This window comes from Pinibacter aurantiacus (assembly GCF_019130065.1).
GTDB classification, from domain to species: domain Bacteria; phylum Bacteroidota; class Bacteroidia; order Chitinophagales; family Chitinophagaceae; genus Pinibacter; species Pinibacter aurantiacus.
The window spans coordinates 1-17,736 of the sequence record NZ_JAHSPG010000010.1 but is presented as its reverse complement, the minus strand read 5'-3'; the positions used below and the strand labels follow the sequence as shown (position 1 = coordinate 17,736).

General features: G+C 39.6%; 18 protein-coding genes. 6 read left to right on the top strand and 12 right to left on the bottom strand.

Annotated features, from left to right (window positions below):
* Positions 1-88: 88 nt before the first annotated feature.
* From KTO63_RS13325 to KTO63_RS13275, 11 genes are all read right to left on the bottom strand, one after another.
* The gene (locus KTO63_RS13325; protein ID WP_217791827.1) at positions 89-952 is read right to left on the bottom strand and encodes an aminotransferase class IV; all 864 of its coding nucleotides are present in this window, start codon (positions 950-952) and stop codon (positions 89-91) included.
* A 221-nt stretch (positions 953-1,173) separates the two neighbouring features.
* Positions 1,174-1,845, bottom strand: a complete 672-nt coding sequence (locus KTO63_RS13320; RefSeq protein WP_217791826.1) for a response regulator transcription factor — start codon at positions 1,843-1,845, stop codon at positions 1,174-1,176.
* Positions 1,846-2,710: 865 nt separating this feature from the next.
* Positions 2,711-3,367, bottom strand: a complete 657-nt coding sequence (locus KTO63_RS13315) for a 3-oxoacid CoA-transferase subunit B (protein WP_217791825.1) — start codon at positions 3,365-3,367, stop codon at positions 2,711-2,713.
* 18 nt (positions 3,368-3,385) lie between these two features.
* Positions 3,386-4,135 (bottom strand): hypothetical protein, encoded by a 750-nt coding sequence (locus tag KTO63_RS13310; RefSeq protein WP_217791824.1) that lies wholly within the window; start codon positions 4,133-4,135, stop codon positions 3,386-3,388.
* 21 nt (positions 4,136-4,156) lie between these two features.
* Positions 4,157-4,849, bottom strand: coding sequence for a CoA transferase subunit A (locus tag KTO63_RS13305; protein ID WP_217791823.1), 693 nt, complete (start codon positions 4,847-4,849; stop codon positions 4,157-4,159).
* Positions 4,850-4,864: 15 nt separating this feature from the next.
* The gene (locus KTO63_RS13300) at positions 4,865-5,362 is read right to left on the bottom strand and encodes a DUF4296 domain-containing protein (protein WP_217791822.1); all 498 of its coding nucleotides are present in this window, start codon (positions 5,360-5,362) and stop codon (positions 4,865-4,867) included.
* A 5-nt stretch (positions 5,363-5,367) separates the two neighbouring features.
* A complete protein-coding gene (gene porD / locus KTO63_RS13295; protein WP_217791821.1) occupies positions 5,368-6,288 on the bottom strand; it encodes a type IX secretion system protein PorD in 921 nt (306 codons plus the stop codon).
* The gene (gene coaBC, locus KTO63_RS13290) at positions 6,281-7,477 is read right to left on the bottom strand and encodes a bifunctional phosphopantothenoylcysteine decarboxylase/phosphopantothenate--cysteine ligase CoaBC (RefSeq protein WP_217791820.1); all 1,197 of its coding nucleotides are present in this window, start codon (positions 7,475-7,477) and stop codon (positions 6,281-6,283) included. Before coaBC ends, porD begins: the two co-directional genes overlap by 8 nt.
* Before the next feature lie 167 nt (positions 7,478-7,644).
* Entirely contained in the window at positions 7,645-7,989 is a 345-nt protein-coding gene (locus KTO63_RS13285; RefSeq protein ID WP_217791819.1) for a DNA-directed RNA polymerase subunit omega, read from the bottom strand.
* On the bottom strand, positions 7,964-8,779 hold the full coding sequence (locus tag KTO63_RS13280) for an outer membrane protein assembly factor BamD (RefSeq protein ID WP_217791818.1): 816 nt from the start codon (positions 8,777-8,779) through the stop codon (positions 7,964-7,966). Before KTO63_RS13280 ends, KTO63_RS13285 begins: the two co-directional genes overlap by 26 nt.
* A 131-nt stretch (positions 8,780-8,910) precedes the next feature.
* Positions 8,911-10,575, bottom strand: coding sequence for an OmpA family protein (locus KTO63_RS13275; protein WP_217791817.1), 1,665 nt, complete (start codon positions 10,573-10,575; stop codon positions 8,911-8,913).
* A gap of 205 nt (positions 10,576-10,780) precedes the next feature.
* On the opposite strand from KTO63_RS13275, the gene KTO63_RS13270 reads away from it, so the two are divergent.
* Positions 10,781-11,743 carry a polyprenyl synthetase family protein gene (locus KTO63_RS13270; RefSeq protein WP_217791816.1) on the top strand — a complete coding sequence of 321 codons (963 nt, stop codon included), beginning with the start codon at positions 10,781-10,783 and terminating at the stop codon, positions 11,741-11,743.
* A gap of 6 nt (positions 11,744-11,749) precedes the next feature.
* Entirely contained in the window at positions 11,750-13,462 is a 1,713-nt protein-coding gene (recJ, locus tag KTO63_RS13265; RefSeq protein ID WP_217791815.1) for a single-stranded-DNA-specific exonuclease RecJ, read from the top strand.
* 66 nt (positions 13,463-13,528) lie between these two features.
* Here the strand turns inward: recJ and htpG are convergent, their stop codons facing one another.
* Positions 13,529-15,355, bottom strand: coding sequence for a molecular chaperone HtpG (gene htpG / locus KTO63_RS13260; RefSeq protein ID WP_217791814.1), 1,827 nt, complete (start codon positions 15,353-15,355; stop codon positions 13,529-13,531).
* A 531-nt stretch (positions 15,356-15,886) separates the two neighbouring features.
* Here htpG and rpsF point away from each other — a divergent pair.
* The 4 genes from rpsF (at position 15,887) to KTO63_RS26395 (ending at position 17,642) form a co-directional block, all read left to right on the top strand.
* On the top strand, positions 15,887-16,243 hold the full coding sequence (gene rpsF / locus KTO63_RS13255) for a 30S ribosomal protein S6 (RefSeq protein WP_217791813.1): 357 nt from the start codon (positions 15,887-15,889) through the stop codon (positions 16,241-16,243).
* A 5-nt stretch (positions 16,244-16,248) separates the two neighbouring features.
* The gene (rpsR, locus tag KTO63_RS13250) at positions 16,249-16,515 is read left to right on the top strand and encodes a 30S ribosomal protein S18 (RefSeq protein WP_217791812.1); all 267 of its coding nucleotides are present in this window, start codon (positions 16,249-16,251) and stop codon (positions 16,513-16,515) included.
* 10 nt (positions 16,516-16,525) lie between these two features.
* Positions 16,526-16,972 (top strand): 50S ribosomal protein L9, encoded by a 447-nt coding sequence (gene rplI, locus KTO63_RS13245; RefSeq protein ID WP_217791811.1) that lies wholly within the window; start codon positions 16,526-16,528, stop codon positions 16,970-16,972.
* A gap of 256 nt (positions 16,973-17,228) precedes the next feature.
* A complete protein-coding gene (locus KTO63_RS26395) occupies positions 17,229-17,642 on the top strand; it encodes an RNA recognition motif domain-containing protein (protein ID WP_217791810.1) in 414 nt (137 codons plus the stop codon).
* The last annotated feature ends 94 nt before the right edge of the window (positions 17,643-17,736 follow it).

Genomic DNA, 17,736 nt, shown 5'->3' with positions numbered 1-17,736 from the left:
CTCACATTATGACTGAAGCCGGCAACATTACCGGCTTCAAACAAATGTACACTTTATGCAAACAAATTGCATTCTTAAAATATGATGACTAAGCTGTTATCTCTTCATTTACATTCAGCGGCTGAATGCAGTTTTCGAATATTTTTTTCGCGATCGTATTGCCATAGATTTTTCCTCCGCATTTTTCTACCCACTGCAATCCATAAATAGAGTTGGTAAGAAATATTTCATCTGCTGTCAAAACGTCGTTAGCTTCTACTTCTGTTTCTTTTACTTCGATACCTATTGACGGAAGGCATTTAAGCAGCCACCTTCTCATCACGCCATCTACACAACCTTCCTGCAGCGACGGGGTTATTACTGTGCCACCTTTTACAAGAAATACATTGGCGATGGTTGTGTCACAAACACGATCTTTCGTGTTCAGGATAATAGCATCGTTTAACTGCTGCTTTTTAGCGTGCAACGCTCCCATTATGTAAGGTAGATAGTTGTTGCTTTTGCAGTTGGCAAATGAGTCGATCGCTTTTCTTGCATTTTGATAAATATCGATCGACAATCCTTCATTGTTGAATTCGGTGAAATTATCAGCCAGTTTCCAGGTTTGGATGATGTAGTTAGGAAAGTTGTTTTCCATCTCATACACGGTTCCATTTCCCCTAAAAACCATTAGTCTTACGCGAGCAAGCTTGTGCTGTTGGTTTTGCTGGCACAACTCTATTATTTGCTTTGAAAAATACTCCTGCGAAAAGTAAGCAGGCTTGTCGAACTGCAAAAGCTCTACGCCTTTAAGAAGTCTATCAAAATGATATTCTTCCAGCTGTATTTTTCCGTCAATCACTTTCATGGTTTCAAACAAACCATCGCCATACCTGAAACTTCTATTATCAGCTGTGATAATCGCTTTATCGTCCTTTAATATTTTTCCGTTGTGGCTTATGAAGTGTAGCATAGTATCAAAATTAAAAAAGCCTTGTTAAACAAGGCTGTATTATACGTTAATTTATTGTGCCTGCAAGTCGAACTCTTGACCTCTCTCAGCTCGGTATAAAAACGCAGCCTGATTATTTCTGTTGGTTGTAATAGAAGGCGTGGTTTTCGAATATTTTTTACAGGGCTTGGGTTTTGCAGGACGAATGCGGTTCGATTTCCGGAAACGCATTCAATGCGTCTCTACCCTTCTACCACAATGCCGTTCTTAATGGCATACATTACCAAACCCGCCATCGACTTGGCGCCTGTTTTAACTTTCAGTTTATCCCGTATTGCTTCAACTGTTCTTGGGCTTATTTCTACTATATCTGCGATTTCCTTCGTTGTTCTCTCCTCACACATAAGCTTCAGAATTCTTACTTCTTTATCACTTAGCTGTGTTTCCTCATTTTGCTGAACTTCCGTTTTACGGGTCCTGAGGCCGGTCAATAATGCTTTATTAGTTAACTCATTAAAGAAGAATTCCTGTTCGTAGCAGGTTCTGATTGCTTCGTATATAGTTTCGGAATCTGAGTTTTTAGTCAAATAAGAATTAGCACCAATTTCCATTAAGCGGGAAATAATGGAATGATCGTTGTGCATTGACAACATGATTACTTTAATGCCTGGATATAGTTTCCGTATTTCAGGCAATGTAGCGAGCCCGTCCATAATAGGCATCTGAATGTCTAATAAAATAACATCAGGTTGAATGTGTTTAAGCAGGTTCAAAAGCTGCATGCCATTGTCGGCTTCTGCGATAAGTTCTACATCACTTTTCACAGAAAGTGCAGTTTTTACGCCGGCCCTGAAAAGGGTATGGTCATCGGCTATAACCACTTGAATCACTTTTTCTTTTCCTAGATTTTTCATAAAGGTAATTTGGAATTTTCTGAGGTTACTAAAACCCAGCCTGCAAATTGAACGATTTTTTTGGAATTATACTATTGTATTTTTACTAAATTAATACATTTCGGAATTCTACGAAGCACTTTCTAAACTTCGTAAATCTACGATACAAAACCTCGTAACTACACCTTCCGAAAGATAGAATTTATCCTAATACGGGTGTAAAATCCGTACGATTTAAATAGGGCAGTTTCGCTCTTGTCCACATACTTATCCACATGTACTTTTGTTTCAAGTTGATTGACGAGGGATTGAGACCTCTTTCCAATATCCTTGATACCGTCCAGTAAGTTTTTTCAATATCTATGAAACCAAATGAAGTCCAATGTCAATCAACTTCTTTTCATCCAATACCCACGTAGTAGATTTTATCCAAAACTATGAAAACGCCCCTGACTGTTCTCTATAGACCGTTAATGTAGTTTTTCTGAGTTTTAGAGCAAGATCCATATCCATTGAAGCTTACAATCCAAGATCCTAAGCCGGCAGCTGACCGGAAGTAAAAAATCCAATTCTAGAGAAAACCTTATCCTAAACTTGACAAGATCTTTTTACTTTATAATTGCCTGCATTTTATGCAACTGGAAACAAAGTAGCGGGGACAGCTAGAAAGTCGTCATTAATAATTAAAGAAACCTGGCAAAAGGATTTAATTAAAAAACGAATGCTGTCTTTAAGGTTTACTAAACAATGTTGCTATTAAAAGCAGGCATTTTTTTGAAATTCAAAAATAAAAAGTCAAAAGTAAAAACACTGTAATATCAGGCTAATGCCTTTTTCTGAATATTACCTGGCTTCTACTTTTGACTTTTTATTTTTTATTTTTTACTTAAAACAGCATTTCGGGAATTTCTCCTTCTATAATTAAACGTCCGGCAGTTTTTGCCTGTATTTCTTCCACGGTTACGCCTGGTGCTCTTTCAAGCAGTTTAAAGCCATTGGGAGTAATGTCCATCACAGCGAGTTCAGTAACTACTTTGTGCACACATTTTACGCCGGTAAGGGGCAAAGAACATTGAGGCAAAAGTTTTGACTGTCCCGCAGTGTTGGTGTGCATCATCGCCACTACAATTTTTTTTGCGCCGGCAACCAGATCCATTGCGCCGCCCATTCCCTTAACCATTTTACCCGGAATTTTCCAGTTGGCAATATCCCCAGTGTCGCTCACTTCCATTGCGCCCAACACCGTTAAATCAATTTTTCCGGCGCGGATCATTCCGAAGCTTTCAGCGCTGTCAAAAAAAGAGCCACCCGGCAATATGGTCACGGTTTCTTTTCCCGCGTTAATAAGATCGGCGTCTATATATTTTTCTTCAGGATATGGTCCCATGCCCATCATCCCGTTCTCACTTTGAAGCATTATCGTCATGCCGGCTGGAACGTAGTTCGCCACCAGCGTCGGTATACCAATACCAAGATTTACGTACATCCCATCTTTCAATTCTTTTGCGATGCGACGTGCTATACCAAATTTATCGAGTGCCATAAAACTTGAAATTAGAAGTTAGGAATTAGAAATTAGAGACTGCAAATAAGGAGTTTCCTTTTTTGCCACTAGCGATTTAGCAAAAGTGTTCGCTAATTTGAGATTGTATTGCTTTAAGAATTCAAAATTATCTGCGAGATAGTCCAAGGCCTTTTTTACACCTTCGCTACCCTTTCCAAAATCTGCAATAGAGTTTTCTTCTCCATTCTTTTTGTCTTCTTCCAGATCCATTACATCATCCATTAATAAGAAAGACGGAACTAGCGCCTGCCATCCTCTTACAAGCTTGTTGAGTGTTTGCATGTCAGTTTCCAGCAAACAAAGTGTAAACAGCAAGCTATCGCCTCTGTTCAAAGCCGGGCTTACTGTGCCGATATTCTTGTATGGTTTTAATAGAGGATCACTAAAAAAAGCAAGCAGGTCATCGTACAATGCTGTTTGTTTAACTCTTCCTATAACCAGGGCTTTGCAATTTTCGATGTGCTCCTGCAATGAAATTTTATTCATCTCATGCTTTGCTGCGCTGTCCAAAATTGCTTCAGACAAACGCACATAATCTTCACTCAATAAAACATCTTTTGCTACGCCAAGCTTAAACTGCAGATCAAACCAAAGCGGTATAAAAAGATAGCCTGTTCCGCTTGAAACATACAACAATCTACCTTTCCAGTAGTCGTTTTGATCAGGTATTTTGCGGTCAACAAAAAAAGCAGCGATTTCACTATCCACGCCAAAGCTTTCTACAAGTGTGTGCTTGCTGGTGAACATACTAACGGTAATATTTTGTGATTATAATTGCGTGGTTCTCTTCTCAATGCGCTTTTCGTAATCAACGCCTTGAAATATGCGGTGTACATAAACGCCTGAAACATGGATCTGGTCGGGATCGAGCATGCCGGGCTCTACCAGCTCTTCTACTTCGGCGATCGTTATATCTCCGGCCTTAGCCATTGAAGCAGAAAAATTGCGGGTTGTTTTCCTAAAAATGAGATTACCTGCCTTGTCACCTTTCCATGCTTTTACAATGCTGAATTGGGCATGTAAAGCTCTTTCCATAAGGTAATGTTTGCCATCAAATTCGCGCACTTCCTTCCCTTCGGCAACTTCGGTTCCGTAGCCCGCAGGCGTAAAAAATGCAGGAATACCCATGCCGGCCATGGCGATGCGTGTGGCAAGTGTGCCTTGTGGAATAAGGTCCACTTCAAGTTCCCCGCTCAAAAGTTGGCGCTCAAATTCGTCGTTTTCTCCAACGTAGGAACTCATCATTTTCTTGATCTGTCTTTTTTTCAAAAGCAAACCCAGCCCAAAATCATTTACTCCGGCATTGTTGGAAATACAAGTGAGGTTGGTTATATTTTTTTCTACCAGGGCATTAATGCAGTTCTCCGGTATTCCACATAACCCAAAGCCACCCAACATAATGGTGGCATTATCCGAAATGTCCTTTATTGCCTCCTGGGCATTGGCAACTACTTTGTTCATATGGCAAGCTTAAAATTATTTCTGATTAAGTTTTTTGAATCGTCGCAGGATGGCTGTATCAGCCCTGAATTTGAGTCGGGGAAGCGAATCCGCTTTCTTTATTTTTCCATTAGCAGTATCGAGCTTATGAATTGACGCGCTGTCCGGCTTTACTGGTTTCGGATGATTTTTTGTTGTATCAAGCTTCACTATTTCGCGTGAAGAAACAGTGTCAAATATCTGCTTCATCATTTCGGGCTGCTCCCGGTAATAGTCAAGACTCTTTTTAAATTCGGCTTGCGTAGTTTTATGCAATGCAAAAACTTGTTCATACCTGCGCAGGCGTTCTGTCTTTTGATTTTTTGAACTGTCCTTAACAACATACATGGTTACGAACTCGTCAACCCGCATCAAATCTTTTATCACACTTTGCATGCTGTCTTTCTGCAAAACCCCTGAAGGCACTTTGTTCTTTCCGCCGCAAGACACAAGAAATATAACTAAAGCAAAAAGCCAGTATTTTGTTTTGTACATGGAAACTATTTCAATTCCGTTTTATAATTATTCACGTTCGTAATGTCTAGCTGCGACAACAAATCCAGCGCTCTTGCTTTTTCATCAGCAGGAGATTTTTTGAATATTTTTATCAACTCATTTGATTTTCCCTGGAAGAAAAACTGAGTGATCATCAGGTTGGGATTCTGTGTATTCAAATTGCTCAGATAATTTAATGAAGCCAGTATACCTTTCCTTCCGGCAACATCATCCTCATACATTTTATCCATACCGGTTCTGTAGTAACTGTAAAAAGCATCATGTACGATAGAGTAACGATTGTTTGTCAGATTCTCCATTAACCAGTAGCGGTTTCTTTGTCCGTCAAAAGCTTTCCAACCGGCAAGATCCCTGCCGTCAGGTGCATTGTTAACAATGTTTTGCGCCTTTTGAAAATATGGATCACCACCTCTAAGCACATAGCTATCGTAATCCAAGCCCAATATGATATAAACGTAATAGGCTAATACCGCTGTAAGATTTGCGGCTGTCGCATCGTTGCCTGCAACGCGATTTTCATTAAAATCAAGCTGCTGAAATTCTACATATCTGAAAGTGAGATTGTCGTCAATAAAATTGATAAGCGGACTATCATAAGAGGAATTATAGATTGGTCTTGCAGCTTGTACGGTAAGGCTTGCAGAAAATGTATTGTTATCTCCTGCGCTGCTGATATTCACCAAAAAATTACAAACGATTTTTTCATTCTGCTGATAAACATCGTTTGTCCATTTACGATTGTTCAGGAAATTGTTGAGTGAAGTTTGTAACGTGTTAAAAACCTTTTTATCAACCGTGGAACCGACACGGTTCGATGCAATACTTACTTTCGCCTGTAACTCCTGCGCATTCGAGAGTTGCAGCGACAACAATAAAACCGAGAGGATTAAATAAATTTTACGCATAAATATTTTTTACGATTACGTCCGCAATATCTTTCGCTACAAGTGCTTTATCCTTTTGGTCATAGGTAGTGGCAGTGCCGCTTTTTTCAAAAATAGTTATCTTATTGGTATCTGTGCCAAAGCCGGCACCTTTATCCCTTAAAGAATTTAAAACAATGATGTCTGCGTTTTTATCTTTAAGCTTCGACTTTGCATATTCAACTTCATTTTTTGTTTCCAGGGCAAAACCAATCAACAATTGATTGTCTTTTTTTATTTCGCCAAGGCTTTTTAAAATGTCTTTTGTCTTTTGCAATTCCAATACAAGATTACCGTCATTTTTCTTAATCTTTTCCGAAAATGTGTTAACAGGAGTATAATCTGCTACTGCGGCTGCCATCACAGCTACATTCATTTGAGGAAACTGTTCAACGCACACGTCATACATTTCTTTCGCCGATGTTACGTGGAAGGTTTTTATTCTCTTCTCATCTACCGAAACATTTGATGGCCCCAGTACAAGGGTTACTTCAGCTCCCCGGTTTGCTAGTTCGTTGGCGATAGCAACCCCCATTTTACCGGAAGAATGATTTCCTATAAAACGAACAGGGTCGAGTAATTCATACGTTGGTCCGGCCGTAATTAAAACCTTCTTTCCTGCGAGTTCCTTTTGGGAATCAAAGTGAGATTGAAGCGCCGCCAAGATAGTTTGCACCTCCGCCATTCTGCCGTCTCCAAACAAACCACTTGCTAATTCCCCCTTCTCGGCGGGAATAATATGATTACCAAAGCTGTCTAATTTTTTCAGATTTTCCTTTGTGGAAGGATGGTGCCACATATCATCGTCCATTGCAGGCGCAACAAAGACCGGGCAGGTCGCAGAGAGATAAATGGCCAGCAACAGGTTATCGCAAAGGCCATGAGCCATTCTGGCCAGTGTATTGCAGCTTAAAGGCGCAATAAGCATTACATCAGCCCATCTTCCCAGCATTACGTGATTCGCCCAGGAATCATTCTCAAAAAGGTCCGTAAGCACAGTATTTTTTGAAAGTGTGGAGAGTGTAAGAGGCGCTACGAAATCTTTTGCGGCTGGGGTCATGACTACCTTTACTTCTGCGCCCTGCTTCACAAGCTCGCGCACAAGCACCACAGTTTTATAGGCGGCAATGCTGCCGGTTATTCCAATCAGAATTTTTTTTCCTTGAAACATGGGCCTAAAATTATGGTTTATTTGCCGTTCCAATAGAGAAAAAAGAAAAGCGACAAGCTATAAACCTGTCGCCTAAATATATTAAAAATTAAACAGGTATTAGAAATACCAAAAGCCGTAGCTCATTATATCTGAACTACGGCTTCAATTATTTTTAACCCTATCAATTAGCTGAAAAGGTTGTCTTCTTGATTCTTTCTGTAATAGATCTTTTCTTCAAGAAACTCCTGAGTAGCGATAAGAGCAGGATTCGGCATTCTTTCGTATGCACGTGAAATTTCGATTTGCTCTTTGTTCTCATGAATTTCCTCAAGGCTATCTGTATGACTTGCAAATTCGTCAAGCTTGTTGTGCAATTCTTCTTTCAAACCAATGTTGATTTGGTTTGCTCTTTTTGCTATAACAGCAATTGACTCGTACAAATTGCCAGTTTTACCTTTAATCTCAAGTAAATTTTTAGTTTCAGCAGTATTTACCATGCTTGAACTAAGATGCTTTCTTAACTTGCTCATTTTTTATAGCTTTAATATTGTTTTGAGCCAGAGTTGAATATTTCTCTACCTCTTTTATGACCTTACTTTCTGGAAAACGATCTGAAAATTCGTTACACTCAGTCAATACTTTTTCAAACCTTTCTTCCTGTTTTGTTGAAATACTCAACACAGCGTATTCGTAATATGACTTAATAGCGTATAATTTATATTCATCGCTTTTTTGCGAATCAGGAAAATCATTAATTAGCGTTGTAAAAGCAACTGAAGCTGCTTTATACTGTCCCATATTGTAATACAAAAAAGCGCTCAGATATTCTTTTTCTTCCAGTTTTGCACGGCATTTATCAACAATCGCGATCGCTTCCTTTGCACGCTCAGAACCAGGGTGCGTATTGATAAACGTTTGCATCAAACCCATTGCCTTGTAGGTATTGGTTTGATCAAGCTCCGTTTTAGGGGACTGCTTGTAAAATGTATATGCACGCATATACTCCATTTCTTCCGCCTTTTTACTCGTTGGGAATACTTCTACAAATCCTTTGAAAAGGTTTTCCGCATTAGTGTAGTCCTTTAAATAGAACGCACTATACGCAGATTTGTAATACATATCCTCAAATCTGTCAGTTCCCTTAAATATAGGAAATAATTCTTCATATAACTGCTGTGCGTAGTTATAATTCTGTTTAGCGTAATACTGCTCAGCCATACGGTAGTTGTACTCGTAATCGTTGCTCTTTTGCACTTTAGACAAAGAAGAACACGCTGAAAATGTGACGATTATGGTGAATGCTATTATTAAAAATCTCATAAAGGCTGGCAAAGTTAACTGTTTTATACAAAAAAATGCGTAAAATATCAGGTCGCCAAAAAGAAATAGTTAATATAATACAAAAACCCTCCAAAAAGGAGGGCTTTGTAGTTATTCTGCAAAAAGTAATCTTATTTCTTTCTAAGATTTGGATGCGGAGCAGGAACTGTGTTAGGTCCTTCTTCACCTGAACCATCTCTTAAATCTACAGTGTTTGCATCGCCACCGCCTTCACCATATTTGAAGATCAAACGGTCTGCGTTGATACCTTCTTTTTCAACAAGGTAGTTGATCACTGCATTTACACGATCCCAGCTTAATTGTTGAGCAGATTTGCTAGACTCACCGTAACCTACTACTGCTACTTTACAATTTGCGTTGTCTTTCATTTTTTGTGCAACACCAGCCAATACAGCTTTAGCGTCTTTGCTTAGGCTTACTGATTTCGCACCGAAAGATACACTTGGCAAATCACCGATACCACAACCTGCTGGTTTAGTCATCATGTTGTTTCTGATATCCTGGCAGCAAGGAGGTTCTGGACATTTACCTACGCCATCAGCATCAACTGGTTGGCATTGTGTTGGAGTGATAAGTTCTTTATCCTTGTAATCAGGAACACCATCACCATCTGTGTCTTTGCTAACACCATGAGAGTCAACAGGAGCTCCAGCTGGAGTGTTTGGTTCAAGATCGAACTGGTCAGTAACACCATCGCCATCAGCATCATCCAAAACTGGTTTTGGAAGTTTCATGTGACGAGGAGCGTTGATTTCGTTGTAAGCGTAATCCAATGGATTAAGCCACCACAATGGCTCAACAGATTTGCCACCAAGGTTGAAGTTTAAACCAACTGACAGGAAATTGTAAGAATCAAAATCGCGTGTCATGATACCTTGTGGACGTGTTCCAGGAGCACCAGCGACTGCGGCCGCTTGCCATTGTTGTCCGTCGATAAGATCGCTTTTAACAATGGTATATTTGTCCTCGAATTGAAGATTGAGCTTTTTAGACAATTTAAACTGAACACCCATACCAACTACTGCTGCTGGTTTGAAAGATTGACCAAACAATTTTGGTTGAGCCACATCTGTTTCAGCATGTGTTTCGTATGATTTGTCCATACCGTCTTTCAACGCTTTACGAATATCTTTCCTGTTCTCATAAGTAAACTGACCGGAATAGTTATTATTTACAGTGGTGAAAAGATTTGTATAGGGATTTCCATTACCATCCAAAGCGTCCACTTTAGTGTCATAAATCATCCCAGCTATACCACCAAATGCATATAAATTAAAGCCTGTCTTTGCTTTGTGAAAACGAATATTGTTCAAAGTAACAACACCTTGCAAACTTAGCTCCTGAATTGTCGTTCTGTAATTGTAGAAAACAACCTGACCTGGCGCATAAGCTGACCACGCTGAATTTGCAACATCAGGCGGAACAGAAGGCGAGAAATTAAGACCTTTTGATCTCATCCAATCATATTCTGCTCTCAAAGAAAACACATATCCAAGTGCCTTTCTTACAGATATACCTGCACCACCGGTTAGACCTTGATAACGAACGTCACCAGCAACTGCAGACCATCCGCCCTTAACACCAACTTCCCACTGATTTCTTGGTTTAGCTGGGTAAGGATAGGCATTGTTCAAAAATTCGTTGTGCTGAGGTAAATTTTTCTTAGAAATTAAAGATGAGTCTTTAACGTCGTAGCTTGATCCAAGCTGGGCAAAAGCTCCCGATGCTGTAAGGCATAGGAGTGCCGTTAACAATTTTAACTTTTTGCGTACCATAACTCAGTTTTAAGTAAATTTTAAGATAAAAAAGAAACACTAGCCACAAAAGTATTAATTGGCTGTTAAAAACCAAATAATTTTTTGCTTTGGGCAGTATATTAAGTTGCACAAAATCAATTAAAAGGCAATAAAAATTAAAAAACTGCTGCATTGTCCGTTTTATTTATCCAATGTATTAATTTGCCCCGATTAACCTTTTTGCATGGAGCTGTCACTACCTGTCATAAACGAAGAATTAGCGATTTTTTCGACAAAATTCAAAGGATCTGTTAAAAGCGATGTTGCATTGCTCGACAGAATCATGAGTTTCATCGTTAAACGAAAAGGTAAACAACTAAGACCAATGTTTGTTCTCCTATCTGCGAAATTGTGCGGAGAAGTCAATGAATCTACCTATCGTGCTGCTTCATTGGTTGAAATATTACACACCGCTTCACTCGTGCACGATGATGTGGTGGATGAATCGTTTGAGCGGAGAGGCTTCTTTTCTACGTATGCATTATGGAAAGCGAAAGCCTCCGTTCTCGTCGGCGACTACCTGTTTGCAAAAGGCCTTCTTCTTTCTTTAGATAACAACGAGTTCAGGATACTGCAAATTCTTTCGGAAGCCGTACGAAAAATGAGCGAAGGTGAATTGTTGCAGATTGAAAAGGCCAGAACGCTCAATCTTAATGAATCTGTGTATTTCGATATTATTACTAACAAAACTGCTTCCTTGTTAGCTTCTGCTTGTGGCGCAGGCGCTTACTCTACCAGTCAAAGTGATGACACCGCGGAGAAGATGCGTTTGTTTGGCGAAAAAGTGGGGATAGCATTTCAAATAAAAGATGATCTTTTCGACTATGGAAGTGAAGATGTAGGTAAACCCACGGGAAATGATATTCAGGAAAAAAAGCTTACGCTCCCCCTCATTTATACGATTAATAATGCAGACACTACACTAAGAAAGAAGCTTATTTACATTATTAAAAACCAAAATAAAAAGAAAGACAAGGTTCAGGAAGTGATAAGCGAAGTAGTGAAAGCCGGCGGAATTCAATACGCGACTGAAAAAATGTTTCGATACAGAGACGACGCATTGGAGATTTTGCATACTTTTCCGGAATCGGAAGTAAGAAAAAGCCTGGAACAGCTTGTGAGATATACCACCGATCGAAAATACTGACTTGCCATGATCAAAAAACGATGGAAAATACTGCAGGCAGATAATGCCACGGTGGAGGCTTTGCATACTTCCCTGAAAATTAACCCGGTTCTCTGCAAACTTCTTGCTCAAAGAGATATCAGCTCTTTTGAAGAAGCCAAACAATTCTTCAGACCCCAACTTTCTGATTTGCATGATCCATGGTTGATGAAGGACATGGACAAGGCTGTCGAACGCATCATTAAAGCCATGCAAAACAGGGAAAAAATACTCGTGTTCGGCGATTACGATGTTGACGGAACAACTTCAGTCGCTTGCATGTATCAATTTTTTCAAAGGGTTTACGAGGCTGATAAAACTGATTTTTATATACCACACAGATATAAAGAAGGCTATGGCGTTTCCAAACTAGGTATCGATTATGCCTTTGAAAATGGTTTTACGTTAATAGTTTCGCTTGACTGTGGTATTAAATCGATTGAACTGATCGCATATGCCAAAACACTGGGCATTGATTTTATAGTGTGCGACCATCACCTTCCGGATACCATTTTACCACCCGCATATGCCATATTAAATCCCAAACAACCGGATTGTAATTATCCATATAAAGAATTGTGTGGTTGCGGGGTTGGATTTAAACTTATCACTGCGCTTACAAAAAGTATCGACTTACCGGAAGACGAATATTTGCGTTATCTAGACCTGGTAGCAACTGCAATCGCTGCGGATATTGTTCCCATAACCGGAGAAAACCGGGTGCTTGCTTACTTCGGCTTAAAACGGGCTAATGAAAATCCAAATGAGGGAATCAAAGCTCTAAAAGAATTAAGCGGTTCCGAAAAGGAAATGCACATCAATAGCCTTGTGTTCATGATCGCGCCGCGCATCAATGCAGCGGGTAGAATGGATGATGCATGCAAAGCGGTACAGCTTTTTGTTTCCAAAAGCAAAACGGAAGCAATGAGCTATGCAGAAATGCTTCACTCTGATAATACAGATAGAAAAGAAGCCGACAAATCTATAACTGAGGAGGCATTGGCGCTCATTCGTGGTGATGAAGTGATGGCTGGCAGAAAAAGTACAGTTGTTTTCCAACAGCACTGGCATAAGGGCGTGGTTGGCATTGTTGCATCAAGACTTATCGAACATTTTTACAGACCTACGATAGTATTAACTCTAAGTGGAGATGTTGTTGCGGGCAGTGCAAGAAGTGTCAATGGTTTTAATTTATATGAGGCAGTACATGCTTGTCGTGAGCACCTGATCGGTTATGGTGGGCACTTCGCTGCGGCAGGTATGACAATGCTTCCCGAAAAAGTTGCTGACTTTAGCAGCAAGTTTGAGGAAGTAGTTGCTACTACTATTTTACCTGAATCATTGGTTCCGGAAATTCTGATTGACGCTGAAATTTCCTTCGCTGATATCAAGCCTACATTCTACAATATCATTTGTCAGATGGAACCTTTCGGTCCAGAGAATATGCGTCCCGTTTTCATAGCAAAGAATGTTTACAACACATCCTATTCTAAAATTGTAAAGGAAAGTCATATACGATTTGTTGTTAAACAAAATAACATGACCCTTACAGGCATTGGTTTTGGAATGGCAGATAAGTTTCCCTTGCTCCAAATGAATCGCCCGGTTAATATTGTTTTTACACTCGATGAAAATGAATGGAACAACACAAAAACCATCCAGATGAAAGTGATCGATTTTTCTCTTGCAGAGGAAGGTTGAGAATCGTGAAAGGTGAATCGTGAATGATTGATCAGCACCCATTCACGATTCACAATTGACCATACGTTACTGTCCGTTGTCCATCAACTCTACACTTCTGTTAATAAACGCGGTCAAATCATTTCCTTTTAGCAGGCCTTGTGATAATAACGCAAGATCAGCAAGATTTCTCACTACTCTTTCCTGTTTAGATTTATCATCCTGCTTCAATACTTTCTGATAAATATTGTGATTTCCATTTACTGTCAACGTTACTTCATCAGGCATATTCGCATAGAAATTTCCCATTGGTCCGCTAACAGCAGCCATGTCTTTCATACGACGCATGAACTCAGGGCGTGTTGCTACCACCGGCGGCGCATCCGCACTTAAGCCTTTTACTTCAACGGAAACATGCAAAGCAGGAATTTGGAAACCAAACAAATCTTTCAGGGTCGTTTCATCATCCTTGCTTAAAACACTTTCAGAAGACTCGCTTTTGTCGATCAGGTTGTCGGTTATATCAGCATCAACACGTGTAAACATTACATCGCTCCACTTCATTTCCATATTGTTGATGAAAGCTGCATCTACAAGTGTTTCCATCTTCACTACAATATAACCTTTTGCTTTAGCGGCCTGTATGTAACTATCCTGTTGAATCGGATTGGTTGTATACAGCACTACAATCTTGCCTTCCTTATTTTTCTGGAGTGTTTCAGTCGCAATTCTATATTCGTCAAGAGTAAAGAATTTGCCACCGTCAACATCTTCAAAAATGTGGAACTTGTTTCCCTTGTCCAGGAACTTCTCATCCGTCATCATTCCGTATTTCACAAACAATCCGAGACTCTCCCACTTTTCTTCGAATTCTTTACGATTGTTGTTGAAAATTTCTTCCAGCTTATCAGCAACTTTCTTTGTAATGTGATTATTGATTTTTTTCACATTAGGATCTCCCTGCAAGTAGCTACGGCTCACGTTCAGTGGAATATCCGGAGAGTCAATTACACCCTGCAGCAGCATTAGAAATTCTGGCACAATGTCCTTCACTTCGTCTGTTACAAACACCTGGTTGCTGTACAATTGGATCTTGTCTTTTTGTATTTCATAAGATTGTTTAATCTTAGGGAAATACAAAATACCGGTAAGGTTAAATGGATAATCAACATTTAAATGGATCCAGAAAAGCGGAGCTTCATTAAACGGATATAGCTCCTTATAAAAATTCTGGTAGTCTTCAGTAGTTAACTCGGACGGCTTACGGGTCCATGCCGGTGTAGGATTGTTAATTTGGTTGTCTTCAAAGAAAATTGGAACCGGCAAAAAGCGGCAGAATTTTTCAAGCGTAGCTTTTATCCTTTCGGCATTCAAAAACTCTTCACTTTCCGCGTTGATGTGCATCACGATATCAGTACCTCTCAATTCTTTGGAAGTCTCTTCCAGTGTATATTCAGGGCTTCCGTCGCACTCCCATCTTACCGGCGTACTATTTTCTTTATAGGATTTAGAAAATATTTCCACCTGGTCACTCACCATGAATGAGGAATAAAACCCCAATCCAAAATGCCCTATAATATTGGCTTCATTCTGGCCTTTGTATTTGTTCAAAAACTCCTCTGCGCCACTAAATGCAACCTGGTTAATGTATTTATCTACATCTTCTGCAGTCATCCCGATGCCACGATCACTGATTGTGATAGTTTTTTTCTCAGCATCCAGTTTCACATCGATCCTTAATTCACCCAACTCGCCTTTCGCTTCTCCGATTGATGAAAGCGTTTTCAGCTTTTGAGTGGCATCCACTGCGTTACTTACCAATTCACGAATAAAAATGTCATGTTCACTGTACAAAAATTTCTTAATGATCGGAAAAATGTTTTCCGTCTGCACACGAATACTTCCTTTTTGCATATTCAATTCTTTTATACTGGGTTTGAATAATTGTTTTTAAGATGGCAAAAATACGTCCCGCTCTTTGTCAAACCGAGTGCCAATGGATATTTAAATTGAAAGACCGGAAAAATTGTCAGAAAAAAAATCTCGGCTCAGTAGCCGGAATCTTGCGAACGATTCACATTCGTCCTCACCGCATATGTTTCAACCCACAGGAACTAAGCGCACCACTAATCAGGATTACAAAGTATAAACGTTTAGATTTCATACTCAATTTTTTAAGATAAAAAGGCAGGTCCGGCTTGACTAAGAGATAATTAAGAGAATGGATATTGATAAATGTTGCATTTAGGCTGCAAAGATAACTCCGGAAAAAGCTTTAACAGATTAACAAATGATTAGTTCTCAATTAACTGTGAGAGCAACAGTCACATTTAGACAATTTATTATCTATCACTAGTGAATTCAGTCGTGAAAGGAATTTTTTATGTGTTTCGAATCGCTTACCTTTGCAGCCCAAATTATTTTTTAAAACCTAAAAACAGGGAAATGAACAATTACGAATTGATGGTGATTTTTACCCCTGTGCTTTCTGAAGATGAGTTTAAAGCGTCTCAGAAAAAATTCATGGACCTTGTTAGCGATAACAATGGCCAGGTACAGCACAACAATCCCTGGGGACTGAAATCACTGGCATACCCAATCCAGAAAAAGACAACCGGTTTATACTGGGTTCTGGAGTACAGTGCGCCATCCGACTTCAATGAGAAGCTTAAAATTCAGCTTCTGCGTGACGAGAACGTACTTCGTCACATGTTCACTGCACTCGATAAATACGCCGTCGAGTACAATGCTAAAAAGAGAAGTGGTGTACAAACAGGAAACGAAAAAGCAGTGGAGGCTTAAGAATTATGGCAAAGGCAAATGAAATCAAATATTTAACGGCCATTAAGACCGAAAAGCGTCAAAAGAAATACTGCCGTTTTAAAAAACTGGGCATCAAATATATTGATTATAAAGATGCTGAGTTTTTGAAAAAATTCCTGAACGAGCAAGGTAAAATGTTACCACGTCGTATTACAGGTAACTCTTTAAAGTATCAACGTAAAGTTGCTGATGCGATAAAGAAAGCTCGTCAAATGGCAATATTGCCGTATGTAACTGATCTTTTAAAGTAAGGAGGAAGCCATGCAAGTAATCTTAATACAAGATGTAGATAACCTGGGAGGTGCTACCGAATTGGTAACTGTAAAAAACGGTTACGCTCGTAACTTCCTTATTCCTCAAAAGAAAGCTGTTGAAGCCAATCCTTCTAACTTGAAACAATTAGAAGAAAAGCTTAAACAAAAGCGCAAAAAAGAGGAAAAAATGCTAGCTGAAATCAACAGCGTAGTAGCAAAACTTAAAGAAGGTGCTTTAAAAGTAGGTGCAAAAACTGGTACTAGTGGTAAAATTTTTGGTAGTGTAACAGCATTGCAGATTGCACGTGCTATCCGCGATCAAAAAGGCTACGAAATCGACCGCAAACGCATTAACATTGTGGATGAGGTTAAAGAATTAGGTACTTACAAAGCAACTATCGATTTCGGTAATGGAAACACGACCGAGGTTGAATTTGAAGTTGTTGCAGAATAAAATATTCCATTTTATTTTCCTATAAAACCCAGCTCAAAAGGCTGGGTTTTCTCATTTAATAAACAATCTAAAAATCACCAAATTGTATAATATAAAATTGTTTAGAATTCCAAAATAAATATTATACCTTCGTAGAGCCTCTTTAATGATCTTTACAGTTTCGCAATCTTCCGTTGAGCGTTTCAAGTAAATGTTTCTTGGCTTATTGTTACTGTGTTCATTATGGGTATTTTTTGTATTACTTAAATTAAAAACAATGAACATTTACGTTGGAAACCTCAGTTGGAGCATGACTGAGCAAGATCTTCTTGATCTTTTTACACCTTATGGCGAAGTGGCATCCGCGAAAATCGTTACAGACAAATTCAACAACAACCGTAGTAAAGGTTTCGGTTTCGTTGAAATGTCAAACGACACAGAAGGCCAAGCTGCAATCGAAGCTTTAAATGGCACTGAAATTTCAGGCCGTAACATCGTTGTAAACGAATCTCAGCCTAAACAAGGCGGATCCGGCGGCGGTGGCGGATTCAAAAAGAAAAGCTTTGGCGGTGGCGGCGGCGGAAGCCGTGGTGGCTACGGCGGCGGTGGAAATCGCGGTGGCGGTGGCTACGGCGGTGGTGGAAACCGTAGCGGCGGTGGTTATGGTGGCGGAAGAAGAAACGACTACTAATAAATCGCTTTATAATAAAAGAGAGCATCACAAGAGTGGTGCTCTCTTTTTTGTCTATACATGGCTCAGCCTGGGCTGTATTCGATTAAAAGCA

Excerpts from the sequence above, each read along its gene's own strand:
- KTO63_RS13325 (WP_217791827.1), bottom strand. The coding sequence starts at position 952 with ATGCTACACTTCATAAGCCACAACGGAAAAATATTAAAGGACGATAAA.
- KTO63_RS13320 (WP_217791826.1), bottom strand. The coding sequence starts at position 1,845 with ATGAAAAATCTAGGAAAAGAAAAAGTGATTCAAGTGGTTATAGCCGAT.
- KTO63_RS13315 (WP_217791825.1), bottom strand. The coding sequence starts at position 3,367 with ATGGCACTCGATAAATTTGGTATAGCACGTCGCATCGCAAAAGAATTG.
- KTO63_RS13310 (WP_217791824.1), bottom strand. The coding sequence starts at position 4,135 with ATGTTCACCAGCAAGCACACACTTGTAGAAAGCTTTGGCGTGGATAGT.
- KTO63_RS13305 (WP_217791823.1), bottom strand. The coding sequence starts at position 4,849 with ATGAACAAAGTAGTTGCCAATGCCCAGGAGGCAATAAAGGACATTTCG.
- KTO63_RS13300 (WP_217791822.1), bottom strand. The coding sequence starts at position 5,362 with ATGTACAAAACAAAATACTGGCTTTTTGCTTTAGTTATATTTCTTGTG.
- porD (WP_217791821.1), bottom strand. The coding sequence starts at position 6,288 with ATGCGTAAAATTTATTTAATCCTCTCGGTTTTATTGTTGTCGCTGCAA.
- coaBC (WP_217791820.1), bottom strand. The coding sequence starts at position 7,477 with ATGTTTCAAGGAAAAAAAATTCTGATTGGAATAACCGGCAGCATTGCC.
- KTO63_RS13285 (WP_217791819.1), bottom strand. The coding sequence starts at position 7,989 with ATGAGCAAGTTAAGAAAGCATCTTAGTTCAAGCATGGTAAATACTGCT.
- KTO63_RS13280 (WP_217791818.1), bottom strand. The coding sequence starts at position 8,779 with ATGAGATTTTTAATAATAGCATTCACCATAATCGTCACATTTTCAGCG.
- KTO63_RS13275 (WP_217791817.1), bottom strand. The coding sequence starts at position 10,575 with ATGGTACGCAAAAAGTTAAAATTGTTAACGGCACTCCTATGCCTTACA.
- KTO63_RS13270 (WP_217791816.1), top strand. The coding sequence starts at position 10,781 with ATGGAGCTGTCACTACCTGTCATAAACGAAGAATTAGCGATTTTTTCG.
- recJ (WP_217791815.1), top strand. The coding sequence starts at position 11,750 with ATGATCAAAAAACGATGGAAAATACTGCAGGCAGATAATGCCACGGTG.
- htpG (WP_217791814.1), bottom strand. The coding sequence starts at position 15,355 with ATGCAAAAAGGAAGTATTCGTGTGCAGACGGAAAACATTTTTCCGATC.
- rpsF (WP_217791813.1), top strand. The coding sequence starts at position 15,887 with ATGAACAATTACGAATTGATGGTGATTTTTACCCCTGTGCTTTCTGAA.
- rpsR (WP_217791812.1), top strand. The coding sequence starts at position 16,249 with ATGGCAAAGGCAAATGAAATCAAATATTTAACGGCCATTAAGACCGAA.
- rplI (WP_217791811.1), top strand. The coding sequence starts at position 16,526 with ATGCAAGTAATCTTAATACAAGATGTAGATAACCTGGGAGGTGCTACC.
- KTO63_RS26395 (WP_217791810.1), top strand. The coding sequence starts at position 17,229 with ATGAACATTTACGTTGGAAACCTCAGTTGGAGCATGACTGAGCAAGAT.